Here is a 12,802-nt window from a genome sequence, read left to right as displayed (position 1 = left end):
CTGATCCGGGGACCAGCACCAGCGCCAGATTCAAGAAGCGTTGCCAGCGGCCAGTGCCGGGCTGACGGTGAGACCGCCAATAGCAAAAGACACCACCACCGGGGCCGCGAAGGCCGAGGTGGTTACCAGCTTGCGCAGCGCGGCGCGGCGGCCCTGGTCAACAGTTTCGAGCGCCTGTTCGAGCCGCTCATGTTCATTCTTTTCGGACAAAGCAATCCCCTAAAAATGATCCCTCAACGACGAAATGTTGGCGCGTAACGTCGATTACGTCAACTGGCTGCGATCTTGCGCAGGTGCCATTCCGCAGTATCGAGGTCTCCGAGCAACAGTTGGTACGCCGGCACCTCGAGCGCGAGGCGGCGCAAACGGCCAGTAGCGGCGGCAACGCCAGCGCGCGGGAGCATGATCTCGCCCATCAGGCGGCCGAAGGCTTCGTTGCCGGCGATCCGCCGCGCGGCCGAGCGGCCGCCATGGTTGGCAACGAGAAAGACGATCGCGTCGAGGTGTCCGGCGCGAATCACCCATGGCCTGCCGCCCACCGCCGGACTGACCGAGCGGATCGCTGTGCCGTCCCAGTTGAGGATCGATGGCGCCTCGAGTATCGCGTCGGGAAGGCCGGCGACGAGTTGCAGGCTCCCCTCTTTCACGCGCAGCGTGCGAGGCCGGGCGATCACTTCGCTCTCCCGGATCATCAGGTGCTCGTCGCCCTCAACGTCGTGTCCGGCCATCGCGAGGTGCAGCGAGAACGTGCTCTTGCCGCAGCCCTTGTGACCGACCATCAGCACTCGCCGCCCCTCGACCACGACCGTTGCGCCGTGGACGAAAGGGGTATCGGGATCGCCCTCGACGAGGTCCGTCAGCACCACCCGGTGCATGGCGCCGATCAGGTGATTGGGTGTGCCTTCGATGCTCTCCTCACCCGGCACTGAAGCGACGAGGAAGCCGTCCCGAAAGTGGATCGGAACATCGACGGGCTCGAGCGACAGCCCCGGCAGCGCAGGCTCGGCTCCAACGAAAGCCAGCAACGCGCCGATCTCGGCGGTGGGGGGATGGAGACGGTACTCGCGTCTCAGGGTGCGGCAGATGACGGGGCGCAAACGACGAGTCCTTCATCGAGCAGCGATGCGAGGCACTCGCGGACCGCCTCCGTGGGCGAGGCGCCGAGGCCAAAGGCATCGGCGAGGAAAATCTCGATCTCGCCGGCGGTCTTGCTGAGGCCGCACAGTTCATAGACGACGAGAGCTGTGGGATTGAGGAAGTGCACCCGCTCGCGGTCATTCTGATAGACCATGGCACCGTCGGGAACGCGATTGAGCTCAACGCCGTCAACGGTGTGGAACTTCGTATCTGGGGTGATTTCGGTCATCGCATCGGTCTCCTTAGGCCGGCAGTCATGTAGCGGCAATGTCGCGCAGTCGGCAAGCGAGGCGCTCGACGGCTTGCGCCCGGTCGTAGCTTGCGCGGACGATCTCGTGCGCGGCCCCGGCCCGTGCGGCGCTCGCCTCGCGGTTCTGCAGCGCATCCAGAATGGCCACGGCAAAGTCATCGGCTTCGTCTGCGACGAGCACGTCGCGGCCGGCGACGAGGGGCAAGCCACGGGCCCCAAGGCTGGTGGTGACGATCGGGACCCGATGCGCTGCAGCTTCCAGGAGCTTCATCCGGGTCCCTGCCCCGGCGCGCAGCGGAGCAACGAAAAGCGTTGCAGCGGCATATGCATCGGCAACGTCGGGGACGTCGCCGCGCAGCTCGACGCCGGGATGCGTTCCGAGATCGTCCACACGGTCGGGGTCGCGGCCGACGAGCACTAGCCGAACGGGTCGCTTGGCCCGCCTCTGCACGATCGGCCAAATGTCGTGCACCAGCCAGCGCGCTGCATCGACATTGGGTGAGTAGCCGAACGCGCCGAGGAACAGCAGCGTCCCGCCGTCGTCGCTGCGGTCATACTTGCCTGGGAGGACTACCGCATTCTCGATGATTTCCAGCGCCAGACCGGGATGCCGCCGGCCAATCCATTCCGCGTCGCGCTCGCTTGAAATGAAGTGCCGGATGACACCGGACGCCGAGCGGTCGATCAACGCAGACATTGCCGTGGCCTCGGCCTCTGCCCACGTGGCGCCGGCCGGATCACTATCGCGCAGCGTCGCCCCGACCTCCTGGTAGGAGGTCCACTCGTCCTCATCGAGGTCCATCGTCGTGCGGGTTCCCGATGCAACCGAGAGCGCGTCGGCGAGATAGGAGCGGCCGACATGGACCAGGTCGTATGTCCCCTGCCCCACAACAGCCCGAAGCTCGGTCAGCACCGGCACGGAGAGGTGGGCGGCCAGCGAGCTACGGCCGTACGACCGAAACGCCGCAACGCGAGCCGCCGGATCGGTCAGTCGCACCAGAAGCGAAAAGTGGGTGTCCTGCCTCCCCGCCACTGGGATGTGTGTCGTCTGCACGCCGAGTTCATCGGGCAGCGTTCGCGGGTTCTGGGATCCTCCGGCGATGGGGAGAACCACCAGGTGCGTGTCGAACACCCGGCTCAATGCCTCAAGGAACATGCCCTGCCGCATGGCGAGGCCATTGCCAGAGCGAGCCGGCATGATCGGCGCGACGTGCAGCGCCCGTGGCCGATCGTTCATCCGGGAATCTCGGCGCGGATGTAACCGACCTCGAATTTCAGGCTGCGATCGACGTCGCGGTGCGTTAGCGGTTGCCCCAGGCCGTCGGCCAGGGCGCGCAGCCGCTCGCCGACGCCCTGGTCCGGCTGGGTTTGGGCCAGATGCTGGAGGCGATCCCGCACGCCAGGGACGACTTCTGACAACAATCTCAGTGCATCAGCCAGCCGCGGCTGCGGGTCGCCGTGCCCTCCGAAGGCCCCGCCCGCCCGCAGCAGGTCGTCGACGAGCCCGGAGTGGTCCGGGCTCGACACGGACTGGCCGCGTCCTCCAGGAACGAGGCTGACGCTGACCGTCGGCAATCTATGTCGCCTGCCTCTCCAAAGGTTGTCGGTGCCGCGCTCCAGCACGTAACTCTGCTGGTCGCCCCCGGAGAGGATCAGCCGCACCTTGTTGCCAGTCGCCTCGACCCACCAGTGGCGGCGGTCGGCGGCCCGCCCTTGGCCGATTTCGGCCTGTGGCTCGAACTTGATGGAGAAGGCCGGCTCGTCGCCTGCTTCGAACACGTACGGTCCCTGCGCGATCAGTTGTTGCTCGATCTCCCGCGCCTCAAGGCTGCGATCGGGCGGGGTGAAGACGTGGCCGCTCCAGCGGCGTTCGAGCTCCGCGAGGGCGGCAAGACAGGCCGTCTGGTGCTGGAAGCCGAACAGTTCCCGCTGCTCCGCCCCATACTGCCACTTGGCGTTGGTGCGGTGTTGGAACAGGGCGTTGCCCTCGAAGTCGCGCTGCACGAGCATGAACTCGTCGACATAAGGCCGGTAGGGCACGAGCGCGTACGGCGCGCCCAGCATCTGCCATGCCAACAGGTATGTGTCCTTGTCACCGTAAATCAGCTGATAGATGTCCTCGGCCGCCTCGTTCAACCTCACGGCGGCGGCGAGCCCTGCGGCGTGGCGGCGGCGATCGACGAGAAGCTGACCGCTCTCGAACGAGACAGCGCGTCGTGGCTCGAGCCCGAGCAGCGGCCAGATGCCGTTGTCTTTGCGCAGATCGACGATGTCGGGCCAGAACACCGCACCGGTCTGCGCATATTGCGGCCAATCGAAACAGGCGGCCGGATCGCTGACCGGGACTTGATCTGCATCGAGCAACAGCACCTCGGCAAAGCGGCTGTGCAGAAGGGCGAACGACTTGAGCTGCCAGCCGTCCTGGATGTTTGCGCCCGTCGCTGCGATGAGCGGCACTGCATCGACCAGCCGGACATCAAGAGGCTGCACCAGGGCCGCCATGGCCGGAGAAATCTCGGCCTGGCCGAAGTACCAGAGCTCCACCGGGATCGATGACCCCAGCGTATGCCGAAGCACATTCAGCAGCACATAGGCATTGGTGAAGATCCGCGCGCCGCCGGCCACAACGACGAGCCCGCGTCCGGTGCCTTCGAGGGGCGGCTGATCGCGCGCCGCAGTTCGGATCTGGGTGGCCAGCTGCCGGACACGTTCGGCTGCAGCCTCTGCCTGGTTCATCGATCGACCCTGATGGATGCCACGACGGCCACCGACCGATCGCAGCTTGCGCCTTGTGCGCTCATTAGATTTGATCGCGCCGCCCGGAGCAACCATGTCGACGACGCAAGTGCCAGATCCCAACATCCTGATCCTGACCCCGATGAAGAGCGCGGCGCGTCACCTGCCCCGCTATGTCGAACTGATCGAGCAACTGGACTGGCCGCGCGAGCAGCTGTCAGTCGCGTTGCTCGAAGGGGACAGCACGGACGATACCCATGAGGTCGCCGAGGCGCTGCTGCCACGGCTAAGCAGCCGGACTCGGCGAGCGCAGCTGTTCCATCGCGATTTCGGCTTTTCGATTCCGGCTGGCGTGCCGCGCTGGGCCCCCGCTTTTCAGCTGATGCGGCGGGCGGTGCTGGCACGGGCCCGCAACCACCTGCTCTTCCGCGCACTCGACGACGAGGACTGGGTGCTGTGGATCGATGTCGACGTCATCGACTATCCAGCCGACGTGCTGCGGCGGCTGCTGGCGACCGGGTTCGATATCGTTGTGCCCAATTGCGTCAAGCGGCCCGGCGGCAAGACCTTCGACGCCAACAACTGGACCAACGGCGGCGCGACGACGCTGTCGGATCGGAGAGGCAGCGGCGCCATGCGGCTCGATGCTGTCGGCGGCACGATGCTGCTGGTCCGCGCGGACCTCCACCGGGACGGGCTGGTATTCCCGCCTTACCCCTATGGCGTCGAGAGCGCGCATGTTCGCCCGCGCCATCCGGTATGGGGCAAGGGAGAGATCGAGACCGAGGGCCTTGGCGTCATGGCGGCTGACATGGGCATCCAATGCTGGGGCCTGCCGGACCTCGAGATCATCCATGCCGATGAGTAATCTCATCCGCAGGCTGCGGGGGCAGGCTCGGCTGGTGAACATCGACCTTATCGGCCTGCCGCGCTTCCGCATGGAGACGCATGGAAGGGCCGATATCTTCGTCTCTACCGCCATCGAGGACTGGGGCAGTTGGGAGGGCAGCAGCACGGCCATCGTGCTGCAACTGCTGCGCAACGCAGCGGACTTCATCGATGTCGGGGCCAATATCGGCTGGTACACGCTGGTCGCGGCGCACGCGCTGGCTGGCCGCGGGCACGTCCACAGCTTCGAGCCCGATCCCGCCCATCTCGTCAAGCTCAGGGCCAATGTCGCGGTGAACCGGCTCGACAATGTCACTGTCAGCGAGCTGGCGCTGTCGGACCACACCGGCACGGCAACACTTCATCTCAACGCGCTCAACCGCGGCGACAACAGCCTTTTGCCCCTCGCAACACGGCGGGGTTCGGCAACAGTGAAGCTGGGACGCCTCGACGATTATTCCGGATTGAGCCGCGAGCGTCCCCTCATCATCAAGATCGACGTACAGGGTAGCGAGATCGACGTTCTTGCTGGCGCTCGCACGCTGCTCGAGAGCCATCCGCACGAGATCGTGCTGCTGTGCGAAATCTCGCCTTCCGCACTCGCGGTGGGCGGACGAACGGCGTGGGAGCTCACCAGCTTGCTCGACGAGCTGGGCTTCCTGGCGGCGCGCATCGACCGCGTCAGCCCGCGGATCATCCCGATGAGCTGGGAGCGGGTGGTAGAGATACTCGTTGCCGAGGATGCTCGGCGCCCAGGGGCAGACGGCGATGTTGTCGCCTACCGACGCATCGACGGGCTGATGGCGTCGATTTTTAGTGGAACAGGATTTCAGCAAGCATGACCAGACATGTATTGGTCCTTGGTGCCGGAGGGTTCATCGGCACGCACCTGGTTCGCCGGCTCAGCGCCGAAGGCTGCCGGGTCCACGGGGTGGACCTGAAACACCCGGAGTTCTCTGCTTCGGCCGCCGATCGCTTCACCATCGCGGACCTTCGCGACCCGCAGGCCTGCGCGGCGGTCATCGACCAACCCTACGATGAAGTGTACCAGCTGGCCGCCGACATGGGCGGGGCCGGCTACATCTTTTCCGGCGACAACGACGCGCAGATCATGCGCAACTCCATGGCGATCAACCTGAACGTGGCTGAGTGTAGCGCGCGGCAGGGCGTCAAGCGCCTGTTCTATTCTTCATCGGCCTGCATCTACCCGGCCCGCAACCAGACCGATCCGGCGCACCCCGATTGCAGCGAAGACTCGGCCTATCCGGCCGATCCCGACAGCGAGTACGGATGGGAGAAGTTGTTCTCCGAGCGGCTCTACATGGCGCACGCGCGAAACTCCGGAATGGCCGTGAGGATTGCGCGCTACCACAACGTGTTCGGCCCAGAAGGCGCGTGGAACGGCGGGCGCGAGAAGGCTCCAGCCGCCATCTGCCGCAAGGTCGCCGTGGCGCAGAGCGGCGACGAGATCGAGGTCTGGGGCGACGGCAGGCAGACCCGCTCGTTCCTTTATGTCGATGAGTGCCTTGAGGGAACACTGCGCCTGATGCGCTCGGACTTCAGCGGCCCGGTCAATATCGGCTCCGACGAGATGGTAAGTGTCGACACGCTCGTCGATATGGTCGCGGCAATCGCCGGCAAGCGGCTTCACAAACGCCACGTCGCCGGCCCCACCGGCGTCAGGGGCCGCTCGTCCGACAACCACCTGATCGAAGAACGCCTGCACTGGCGGCCCACTGCTAAACTGCAAGACGGGCTCAAAATGACCTATGCGTGGGTCGAAAAGCAGGTTGCGCTCACCGATTGAGCCCACGCTCGGGCAAATTCGTCCGAGCGTCGGGAGCAAGTCTCTGCTCTATGGCCAGCGGTATTCCGGCACTTCGATTCCGGCTGCAGCCAGCCGTTCGGCAACGATGCGCCTGTACTTCACAGCGTTCCCGACCTTGGCCACGCGAAGCGTCGCGACCTCGCCCGCCGAGAACGGCACATAGTTCGGGGGCAGAGAAGGACCCGCCCACTTTTCCATGATGTAGTTGAGCACGTCCGCAATCTCGGCATCGGAAAGGCTCGAGCCGATGACGCCGGGGACATGCATCAGGTACGCCCTCCCCTCGGGCAGCCCGGCAAAGGCGCCGACCTGATCGACGAAGTTGGGTATTCCCGCGCCGGGTAGTCCGGTGCCATCGGCGACGTGGCAGCCGATGCAGCGCAGCACATAGTTGGTCTCGGCCGTTCGATCTGCGGCCACGGCGCCCGTAGCGAAGACGAGCGATAGCAGGAAGAGCAGCGCGCGCGTCATGGGAGCAGTCCCTTTCGAAGCGATCGTAGGTCGGCGTGCGTGAGTGGAGCCCCCCGCGTTTCCCTAAAGAGCTCAGGTGAAATGGTGAGGCCCAGACCGTTGAGGTCGTTGAGGACATAGTCCGCCACAGCCGACATATCTTGGTCCGACATCCACGCCTGCGACGGCATGGCAAGCCCGGTATAGGTGTTGCCGTCGGCGACAATGGTCCCCGACAGACCGCCGGTTAGAACGCCAGCGACGTAGCTTGCGGCTTTCCCGCCCAGCGCGCCCCAGAGCTCACTGTCCACCAGCGGTGGCGCGAGGCCCGGCGACCCCACGCCGCCGAGTTGGTGGCAGCCGCTGCAGTTGTCGTTGAAGAGCAACTCGCCGGCCTCTCCCGCATGGGCTGGCGCTGCGAGCAGCGCCAGCACGACTGGAATTGGCGAAAGCCTCATTCGGCGATACCGACGACAACCGAGAGGGTGCAATGGATGCCCTTGTCGCCATTGGCCACGCACCAGCTGGATTCGCTGGCGAGCCCCATGCGATAGCCGGGCCGATCGCCTTCCTGGCGCGAACAGCCGCCGTCGCCACAGCTGCCGCCCTTGCCGCAGCAATCGTTGTAGGAGACCAGGTAATCCTTGCCGTCGTTGGGGTTGCGGCAGGTGCCGACCCAGGCGACCTTGGACGGCGTCGAACCAGGCGGGCATTGCGTCACCGACCCGCCGCACTGGGTGCAAAGCGTCCCGTGCAGGGAGCAGTATCGCCAGTATTCGCAGTCGGTCGGAAGCTCCTCCGGCTCGCCGAACCCTCGGGCGAAGGCGACGCCGTTCGAATTGTCGTAGGGAAGCATGGGGAGGACGGCGCCCCCGACCAGTGCCCAGCCTGCCTTCTGCAGGAAGCTGCGGCGGCCGGCGACGCTGGCGATGCGACGCGCTTTAGCCTCCGCCATCGTGTCCATCCATTCCATTACATTGTCGATAAAGCTGGCCACTGTGGCTCTCCGTCTTGAAGGGGCTTTCGGGTCGCGTGTCCCACGCGGCTAGTGCTGAACTGCCGGCTGCCGGCCCAGGTAGGACTGGATCGACGCGACGTTCATGTCGAAGGCATTGAAGAGGCTGTCGAACTGCTCGCGGCTGTTGATCAGGCCCTTGGCGCGAATGGTGCCGTGCTGGTCGAGGAGGACCGCGTAGGGCAGCCGTGCCACGCGATAGGCGAGGCCGAGTTCCGTGGACACCACGTAGGGATAGCTCGAGAGTTCGGCGGTTTCGATGAAGCGCTGATGCTGCGCCTTCTCGCCGTCGCTGGCGAACACGACATCGAGCCAGCTCCCCTCCGCCTTGCGGACCGATTTGATGATCGGCAGCAGCTTCTTGCAGACCGGACAGGTCGGGGAGAGGAAGAAGACGAGCGTCGACCGGCCCGGCTTTGGGCCCAGCGCGACTGAGCCGCCGGTAAGGCTGGGCAGGTTGAACAGCGGCGTCTGCTGGCCGACCTCCGGGCCGGAGTCGTTGACCAGAGCGCCCATGGGAGAAACCCGCTCGAACAGGATGCCGACCTGGCGGCCAAGGGCCAGCAGCGCGACCGTCAGAGCGACGACCATCAGAAAAAGGGCGGCAAGTGCAAAGATGATGAGGTTCATGTCTTGGATTCCTGGATCACGGTTAGCGCGAGAGCCGAGCCACGGATGAGTTTGCGATAAGCTGCTCGGCGAGCAGGAAGGCGATCCAGAGCGAGATGCCGCACGCTATGGCTGTGATCGCGCCGGCTACATCGAGCGCGTAGGGACCAAGCATTGCCGCTCCGATGGCAAGCAGCGCCAGGACGGCGTTGCGCCCCACCAGCGTCCACGACAGGGGCTGGACCGCGCCGCCGCAGCCGCACTCGATGCTGGTGCGCCCGCGCCGGATGTTCACGGCCATGGCGCCGGCGTAAATCGCCAGCAGCGTGGCCGCCAGAAGCAGGCCGGAGGCCTGTGCGCCCGGCACCAGTTGCAGCAGGACAGCCGCGAGCTCCGCCCCCACGATGCCCATCGACACCGGCCGCACGAGCCGTTCGCCGAACAACTTGTAGTCGGCGACGAAACCGGTGAACTCGGTGAAGGCCCCGAGCTTGTGCCAAGTCCTGCGGCCCGACGACGAGCTCTATACGTTGCCCAACGTCTTCCTCACCCCGCATATCTCGGGATCCATGGGCACGGAGATCCGGCGCATGGGCGAGCATGTGGCGAGCGAACTCAACCGCATCGTGCTCGGACGGCCACTCGCCTTCCCCGAGGCTTTGAGATGACCACCACCCTCCATGTGATGGACCTGCCGGCCGTCGGGCGCTATCGCGGGACGATCGTCGCGGTGCCTGGCATCATGGAATCGGCGGAGACGCTGAGCATCACCGCCCGGCACTGGGCCAGCCGCGGCTTCCGCGTCCTCGCCATCGATCCGCGCGGTCATGGCCCCTCCCCGCGCTGGACCCAAGACCTGCTGAGGCGCCATCCCGGTGACGTCATCGTCGAAGACATCCTGTCCGATCTGGACGTTCTGCTCACCGCTGGCGACGATCGGCTGGTGTTGTTCGGACATTCTGCCGGTGGCGCTGCCGCGGCAGCTGTCGCCTCCGCTTTGCGCCAGCAGGTCGCCGCCGTCGTTCTCGAGGATCCCTTCTGGAGGCTCCCCGTCACGCCTTTTCAGGACCGGAACGTGGCGGCGGCCGCCGCCGCGGAGCTGAAACGCATGCAGGCCCTCGGCGACGCCGGGCGGCAAGCCCATGCCGTGGAGATGTTTCCTCGCTGGCCCCGGGATGAGCTTGCGGCGTGGTCGAAGGCGAAAGAGGAGATGGACGTCGCACTCGTCGAGCAGGGTGACGTGATTCCGACGCGGGCCTGGCCCACCCTGCTGGACGACCTCGCAGGCGCGGGAGTGCCGGTCAAGATCATCACCGGCACAGTCCGGATCGGCATCACCGCGAACCACCGCGCGATCATCCGCTCATTTGGCGCGGATGTGACCGTGATCCCGGGAGCAACCCACTTCATCCGCCGCGACGCACGTGATGCCTTCCACGATCTCGTCGATCAGTTCCTCGATGTTGCATGTCCGGCGTAGTCTGATCAGGAAATGCGGCGTGCGATCAGTCCGGACGAATTCGCCGAGATAGTCGGGATGACCTATCCGATGTCCGCTTTGCGCCAGGAGCGGACACCTGGCATAGGCCTCGTCAAGAATGCCGCGCGTTGATGTCGACTTGCATGAGCACCCCGGATCCGCTCGTCGTTGCGCGGCGTCCCTTCTCTCCGCGCACCAGCAACAGATGTGACGGGGCGAGCATGAACTCGTCGCTGCCAACCGTTACTGCGAAGGTGCCGGCGAGGGCCAACATCATGCAGTAATCAGCCAAGCTGGTCGTCCGCATGGCGTCGCGATGAACACCAACGCTTGCCACGGCGCGGCCGCGAGCCACCATCACGTTGAGGTCTCGCGACGGCCCACGCACGTTTTCGGCCCGCGTGGTCCAGTCGCCGGAGAAGTGGACCGGCACCAGCGGCTCAACCGGGGCGACGCGGCCGTGCGGGCCGAAATCGAGGTCGAACCCGTCGCCTTCGGTGAGCATCAGGATGCGGTCGATGCCCGGAAACAGCGAGAAGGCGCCGGCCTCGACCACGTCGGCCGACGAGAGGCGCCACAGCATCGCGCCATCCGCATCGTCTTCGCGGGCTAGTTCGAGCGTCGTGCCCTTGCCGTTGCGCCAGGGCATCGCAGTGTAATCGGCGGGGCCGAGGACCCGCGCCGGCATCAGCGGGCCAGCATGGGCAGGTCGAGGCCCTGCTCGCGGGCGCAATCTTGGGCAATCTGGTAGCCCGCGTCGGCGTGGCGCATCACCCCGGTGCCCGGATCGTTGGTGAGCACCCGCGCGATGCGGCGGTCCGCTTCATCCGAGCCATCGCAGACGATGACCATGCCGGAATGCTGGGAGAAGCCCATGCCGACGCCGCCACCGTGGTGCAGCGACACCCAGGTGGCGCCCGACGCGGTATTGAGCAACGCATTGAGCAGTGGCCAGTCCGAGACCGCATCCGAGCCGTCCATCATCGCCTCGGTCTCACGGTTGGGGCTGGCGACCGAGCCGGAATCGAGGTGATCGCGGCCGATAACGATGGGCGCCGACACCGCGCCGGACCGGACCATCTCGTTGAAGGCGAGCCCGAGACGCGCACGCTGGCCGAGCCCGACCCAGGCGATGCGGGCCGGCAGGCCCTGGAAGCTGATGCGCTCGCGCGCCATGTCCAGCCACTTGTGGAGGTGCGCGTCGTCCGGGATCAGCTCTTTGACCCGCGCATCGGTCTTGTAGATGTCCTCGGGGTCGCCCGACAGCGCCACCCAGCGGAACGGCCCAACGCCGCGGCAGAACAGCGGGCGGATATAGGCGGGAACGAAGCCGGGGAAATCGAAGGCGTTCGCGACCCCCTCCTCCTTGGCCATCTGGCGGATGTTGTTGCCGTAGTCGAACACCGGCACGCCCATTTTCTGGAAATCCAGCATCGCCTGGACGTGGATGGCCATCGAGCGCTTGGCAGCCTTGGTCACCGCTTCGGGCTCGGTGCGGGCGCGCTCGCGGTACTCGGACCAGTTCCAGCCGATCGGTAGGTAACCATTGAGCGGATCGTGCGCCGAGGTCTGGTCGGTGACGAGGTCAGGACGAACACCACGGCGGACCAGTTCGGGCAGGATTTCGGCGGCGTTGCCGAGGAGCCCGATGGAGACCGCGTCACCCCGCTTGGTGTGATGCTCGATCAACGCCAGCGCGTCGTCGAGATCGCGCGCCTGCTTGTCGAGGTAGCGGGTGCGGAGGCGGAAATCGATGCTCTGCTGCTGGCACTCGATATTGAGCGACACGGCATCGGCAAGGGTCGCTGCCAACGGCTGTGCGCCGCCCATGCCGCCGAGCCCGGCGGTGAGAATCCAGCGTCCGGCGAGCTTGCCCTCATAGTGCTGGCGGCCAGCCTCCACGAAGGTCTCGTACGTGCCCTGAACGATGCCCTGGCTTCCGATGTAGATCCACGACCCGGCCGTCATCTGGCCGTACATCATCAGGCCCTGCGCATCGAGCTCGTTGAACTTTTCCCAGGTGGCCCAGTGTGGCACGAGGTTGGAATTGGCGATCAGCACGCGCGGCGCGCCGGGATGGGTCTGGAACACGCCGACGGGCTTGCCCGATTGCACCAGCAGCGTTTCGTCGTCGTTGAGCCGCTTCAGCGTCGCCACGATCGCGTCGAACGATTCCCAGTCGCGGGCGGCGCGGCCGATGCCGCCATAGACCACCAGTTCCTTGGGATTCTCCGCTACATCCGGATCGAGATTGTTCATCAGCATCCGCAGCGGCGCCTCAGTCAGCCAGCTCTTGGCCGACAGCGTGCTGCCGCGCGGGGCACGGATCTCGGTGTCACGATAACGGGTGTTGCTGAGCATCGTCTCGCATCCATGTTGCCTATACAAGCATGTATAAGCTAGGACAGG

At 65.8% G+C, this 12,802-nt stretch carries 17 protein-coding genes; 5 read left to right on the top strand and 12 right to left on the bottom strand.

Annotation, left to right across the window (positions count from 1 at the left end; all coding sequences use genetic code 11):
• Positions 1-30: 30 nt before the first annotated feature.
• The 5 genes from AC1DV8_RS03350 to AC1DV8_RS03330 are packed head-to-tail and all read right to left on the bottom strand — an operon-like array spanning position 31 to position 4,123.
• Positions 31-210 (bottom strand): hypothetical protein, encoded by a 180-nt coding sequence (locus AC1DV8_RS03350; protein WP_477148638.1) that lies wholly within the window; start codon positions 208-210, stop codon positions 31-33.
• Between the two features lie 59 nt (positions 211-269).
• Positions 270-1,097 (bottom strand): hypothetical protein, encoded by an 828-nt coding sequence (locus tag AC1DV8_RS03345; protein WP_477148637.1) that lies wholly within the window; start codon positions 1,095-1,097, stop codon positions 270-272.
• On the bottom strand, positions 1,070-1,366 hold the full coding sequence (locus tag AC1DV8_RS03340; RefSeq protein ID WP_477148636.1) for a hypothetical protein: 297 nt from the start codon (positions 1,364-1,366) through the stop codon (positions 1,070-1,072). The genes AC1DV8_RS03345 and AC1DV8_RS03340 overlap by 28 nt, the downstream gene beginning before the upstream one ends.
• Before the next feature lie 25 nt (positions 1,367-1,391).
• On the bottom strand, positions 1,392-2,624 hold the full coding sequence (locus tag AC1DV8_RS03335) for a glycosyltransferase (protein WP_477148635.1): 1,233 nt from the start codon (positions 2,622-2,624) through the stop codon (positions 1,392-1,394).
• On the bottom strand, positions 2,621-4,123 hold the full coding sequence (locus AC1DV8_RS03330; RefSeq protein ID WP_477148634.1) for an alpha-mannosyltransferase: 1,503 nt from the start codon (positions 4,121-4,123) through the stop codon (positions 2,621-2,623). The genes AC1DV8_RS03335 and AC1DV8_RS03330 overlap by 4 nt, the downstream gene beginning before the upstream one ends.
• A 94-nt stretch (positions 4,124-4,217) precedes the next feature.
• On the opposite strand from AC1DV8_RS03330, the gene AC1DV8_RS03325 reads away from it, so the two are divergent.
• From AC1DV8_RS03325 to AC1DV8_RS03315, 3 genes are read left to right on the top strand one after another with little or no spacing between them, the layout of a single operon-like run.
• Positions 4,218-4,991 (top strand): glycosyltransferase family protein, encoded by a 774-nt coding sequence (locus AC1DV8_RS03325; protein ID WP_477148633.1) that lies wholly within the window; start codon positions 4,218-4,220, stop codon positions 4,989-4,991.
• Complete coding sequence (locus tag AC1DV8_RS03320; protein WP_477156476.1) at positions 4,978-5,853, top strand: FkbM family methyltransferase; 876 nt, start codon at positions 4,978-4,980, stop codon at positions 5,851-5,853. Before AC1DV8_RS03325 ends, AC1DV8_RS03320 begins: the two co-directional genes overlap by 14 nt.
• Positions 5,850-6,818 (top strand): NAD-dependent epimerase/dehydratase family protein, encoded by a 969-nt coding sequence (locus tag AC1DV8_RS03315; RefSeq protein WP_477148631.1) that lies wholly within the window; start codon positions 5,850-5,852, stop codon positions 6,816-6,818. Before AC1DV8_RS03320 ends, AC1DV8_RS03315 begins: the two co-directional genes overlap by 4 nt.
• Positions 6,819-6,866: 48 nt before the next feature.
• Here the strand turns inward: AC1DV8_RS03315 and AC1DV8_RS03310 are convergent, their stop codons facing one another.
• From AC1DV8_RS03310 to AC1DV8_RS03290, 5 genes are read right to left on the bottom strand one after another with little or no spacing between them, the layout of a single operon-like run.
• On the bottom strand, positions 6,867-7,310 hold the full coding sequence (locus AC1DV8_RS03310; protein ID WP_477156475.1) for a c-type cytochrome: 444 nt from the start codon (positions 7,308-7,310) through the stop codon (positions 6,867-6,869).
• On the bottom strand, positions 7,307-7,747 hold the full coding sequence (locus AC1DV8_RS03305; protein WP_477156474.1) for a c-type cytochrome: 441 nt from the start codon (positions 7,745-7,747) through the stop codon (positions 7,307-7,309). The genes AC1DV8_RS03310 and AC1DV8_RS03305 overlap by 4 nt, the downstream gene beginning before the upstream one ends.
• A complete protein-coding gene (locus AC1DV8_RS03300) occupies positions 7,744-8,286 on the bottom strand; it encodes a methylamine dehydrogenase light chain (protein ID WP_477148628.1) in 543 nt (180 codons plus the stop codon). The genes AC1DV8_RS03305 and AC1DV8_RS03300 overlap by 4 nt, the downstream gene beginning before the upstream one ends.
• A 48-nt stretch (positions 8,287-8,334) precedes the next feature.
• On the bottom strand, positions 8,335-8,934 hold the full coding sequence (gene mauD / locus AC1DV8_RS03295; RefSeq protein WP_477156473.1) for a methylamine dehydrogenase accessory protein MauD: 600 nt from the start codon (positions 8,932-8,934) through the stop codon (positions 8,335-8,337).
• A 22-nt stretch (positions 8,935-8,956) separates the two neighbouring features.
• Complete coding sequence (locus tag AC1DV8_RS03290; RefSeq protein ID WP_477156472.1) at positions 8,957-9,358, bottom strand: MauE/DoxX family redox-associated membrane protein; 402 nt, start codon at positions 9,356-9,358, stop codon at positions 8,957-8,959.
• A 46-nt stretch (positions 9,359-9,404) separates the two neighbouring features.
• Here AC1DV8_RS03290 and AC1DV8_RS03285 point away from each other — a divergent pair, with 46 nt between their 5' ends.
• Together AC1DV8_RS03285 and AC1DV8_RS03280 are read left to right on the top strand one after the other, a co-directional pair.
• Complete coding sequence (locus AC1DV8_RS03285; RefSeq protein ID WP_477156471.1) at positions 9,405-9,581, top strand: hypothetical protein; 177 nt, start codon at positions 9,405-9,407, stop codon at positions 9,579-9,581.
• Entirely contained in the window at positions 9,578-10,393 is an 816-nt protein-coding gene (locus AC1DV8_RS03280; protein ID WP_477156470.1) for an alpha/beta fold hydrolase, read from the top strand. The genes AC1DV8_RS03285 and AC1DV8_RS03280 overlap by 4 nt, the downstream gene beginning before the upstream one ends.
• Before the next feature lie 112 nt (positions 10,394-10,505).
• On the opposite strand, the gene AC1DV8_RS03275 is transcribed toward AC1DV8_RS03280, so the two are convergent.
• Positions 10,506-11,081, bottom strand: a complete 576-nt coding sequence (locus AC1DV8_RS03275; protein ID WP_477156469.1) for a HutD/Ves family protein — start codon at positions 11,079-11,081, stop codon at positions 10,506-10,508.
• Positions 11,081-12,754: a urocanate hydratase gene (gene hutU, locus AC1DV8_RS03270; protein WP_477156468.1), complete on the bottom strand. Its 1,674-nt coding sequence runs from the start codon at positions 12,752-12,754 to the stop codon at positions 11,081-11,083. Before hutU ends, AC1DV8_RS03275 begins: the two co-directional genes overlap by 1 nt.
• Positions 12,755-12,802: the final 48 nt, after the last annotated feature.

Source organism: Devosia sp. P3_B2 (genome assembly GCF_056402875.1).
Note: the sequence above shows the minus strand (reverse complement) of the source record. Positions and strands in the feature narration are given on the sequence as shown.

Bases quoted from the DNA above. Each gene is read 5' to 3' on its own strand.
- AC1DV8_RS03340 (WP_477148636.1), bottom strand. From the start codon at position 1,366: ATGACCGAAATCACCCCAGATACGAAGTTCCACACCGTTGACGGCGTT.
- AC1DV8_RS03335 (WP_477148635.1), bottom strand. From the start codon at position 2,624: ATGAACGATCGGCCACGGGCGCTGCACGTCGCGCCGATCATGCCGGCT.
- AC1DV8_RS03330 (WP_477148634.1), bottom strand. From the start codon at position 4,123: ATGAACCAGGCAGAGGCTGCAGCCGAACGTGTCCGGCAGCTGGCCACC.
- AC1DV8_RS03325 (WP_477148633.1), top strand. From the start codon at position 4,218: ATGTCGACGACGCAAGTGCCAGATCCCAACATCCTGATCCTGACCCCG.
- AC1DV8_RS03320 (WP_477156476.1), top strand. From the start codon at position 4,978: ATGCCGATGAGTAATCTCATCCGCAGGCTGCGGGGGCAGGCTCGGCTG.
- AC1DV8_RS03315 (WP_477148631.1), top strand. From the start codon at position 5,850: ATGACCAGACATGTATTGGTCCTTGGTGCCGGAGGGTTCATCGGCACG.
- AC1DV8_RS03310 (WP_477156475.1), bottom strand. From the start codon at position 7,310: ATGACGCGCGCGCTGCTCTTCCTGCTATCGCTCGTCTTCGCTACGGGC.
- AC1DV8_RS03305 (WP_477156474.1), bottom strand. From the start codon at position 7,747: ATGAGGCTTTCGCCAATTCCAGTCGTGCTGGCGCTGCTCGCAGCGCCA.
- mauD (WP_477156473.1), bottom strand. From the start codon at position 8,934: ATGAACCTCATCATCTTTGCACTTGCCGCCCTTTTTCTGATGGTCGTC.
- AC1DV8_RS03280 (WP_477156470.1), top strand. From the start codon at position 9,578: ATGACCACCACCCTCCATGTGATGGACCTGCCGGCCGTCGGGCGCTAT.
- AC1DV8_RS03275 (WP_477156469.1), bottom strand. From the start codon at position 11,081: ATGCCGGCGCGGGTCCTCGGCCCCGCCGATTACACTGCGATGCCCTGG.
- hutU (WP_477156468.1), bottom strand. From the start codon at position 12,754: ATGCTCAGCAACACCCGTTATCGTGACACCGAGATCCGTGCCCCGCGC.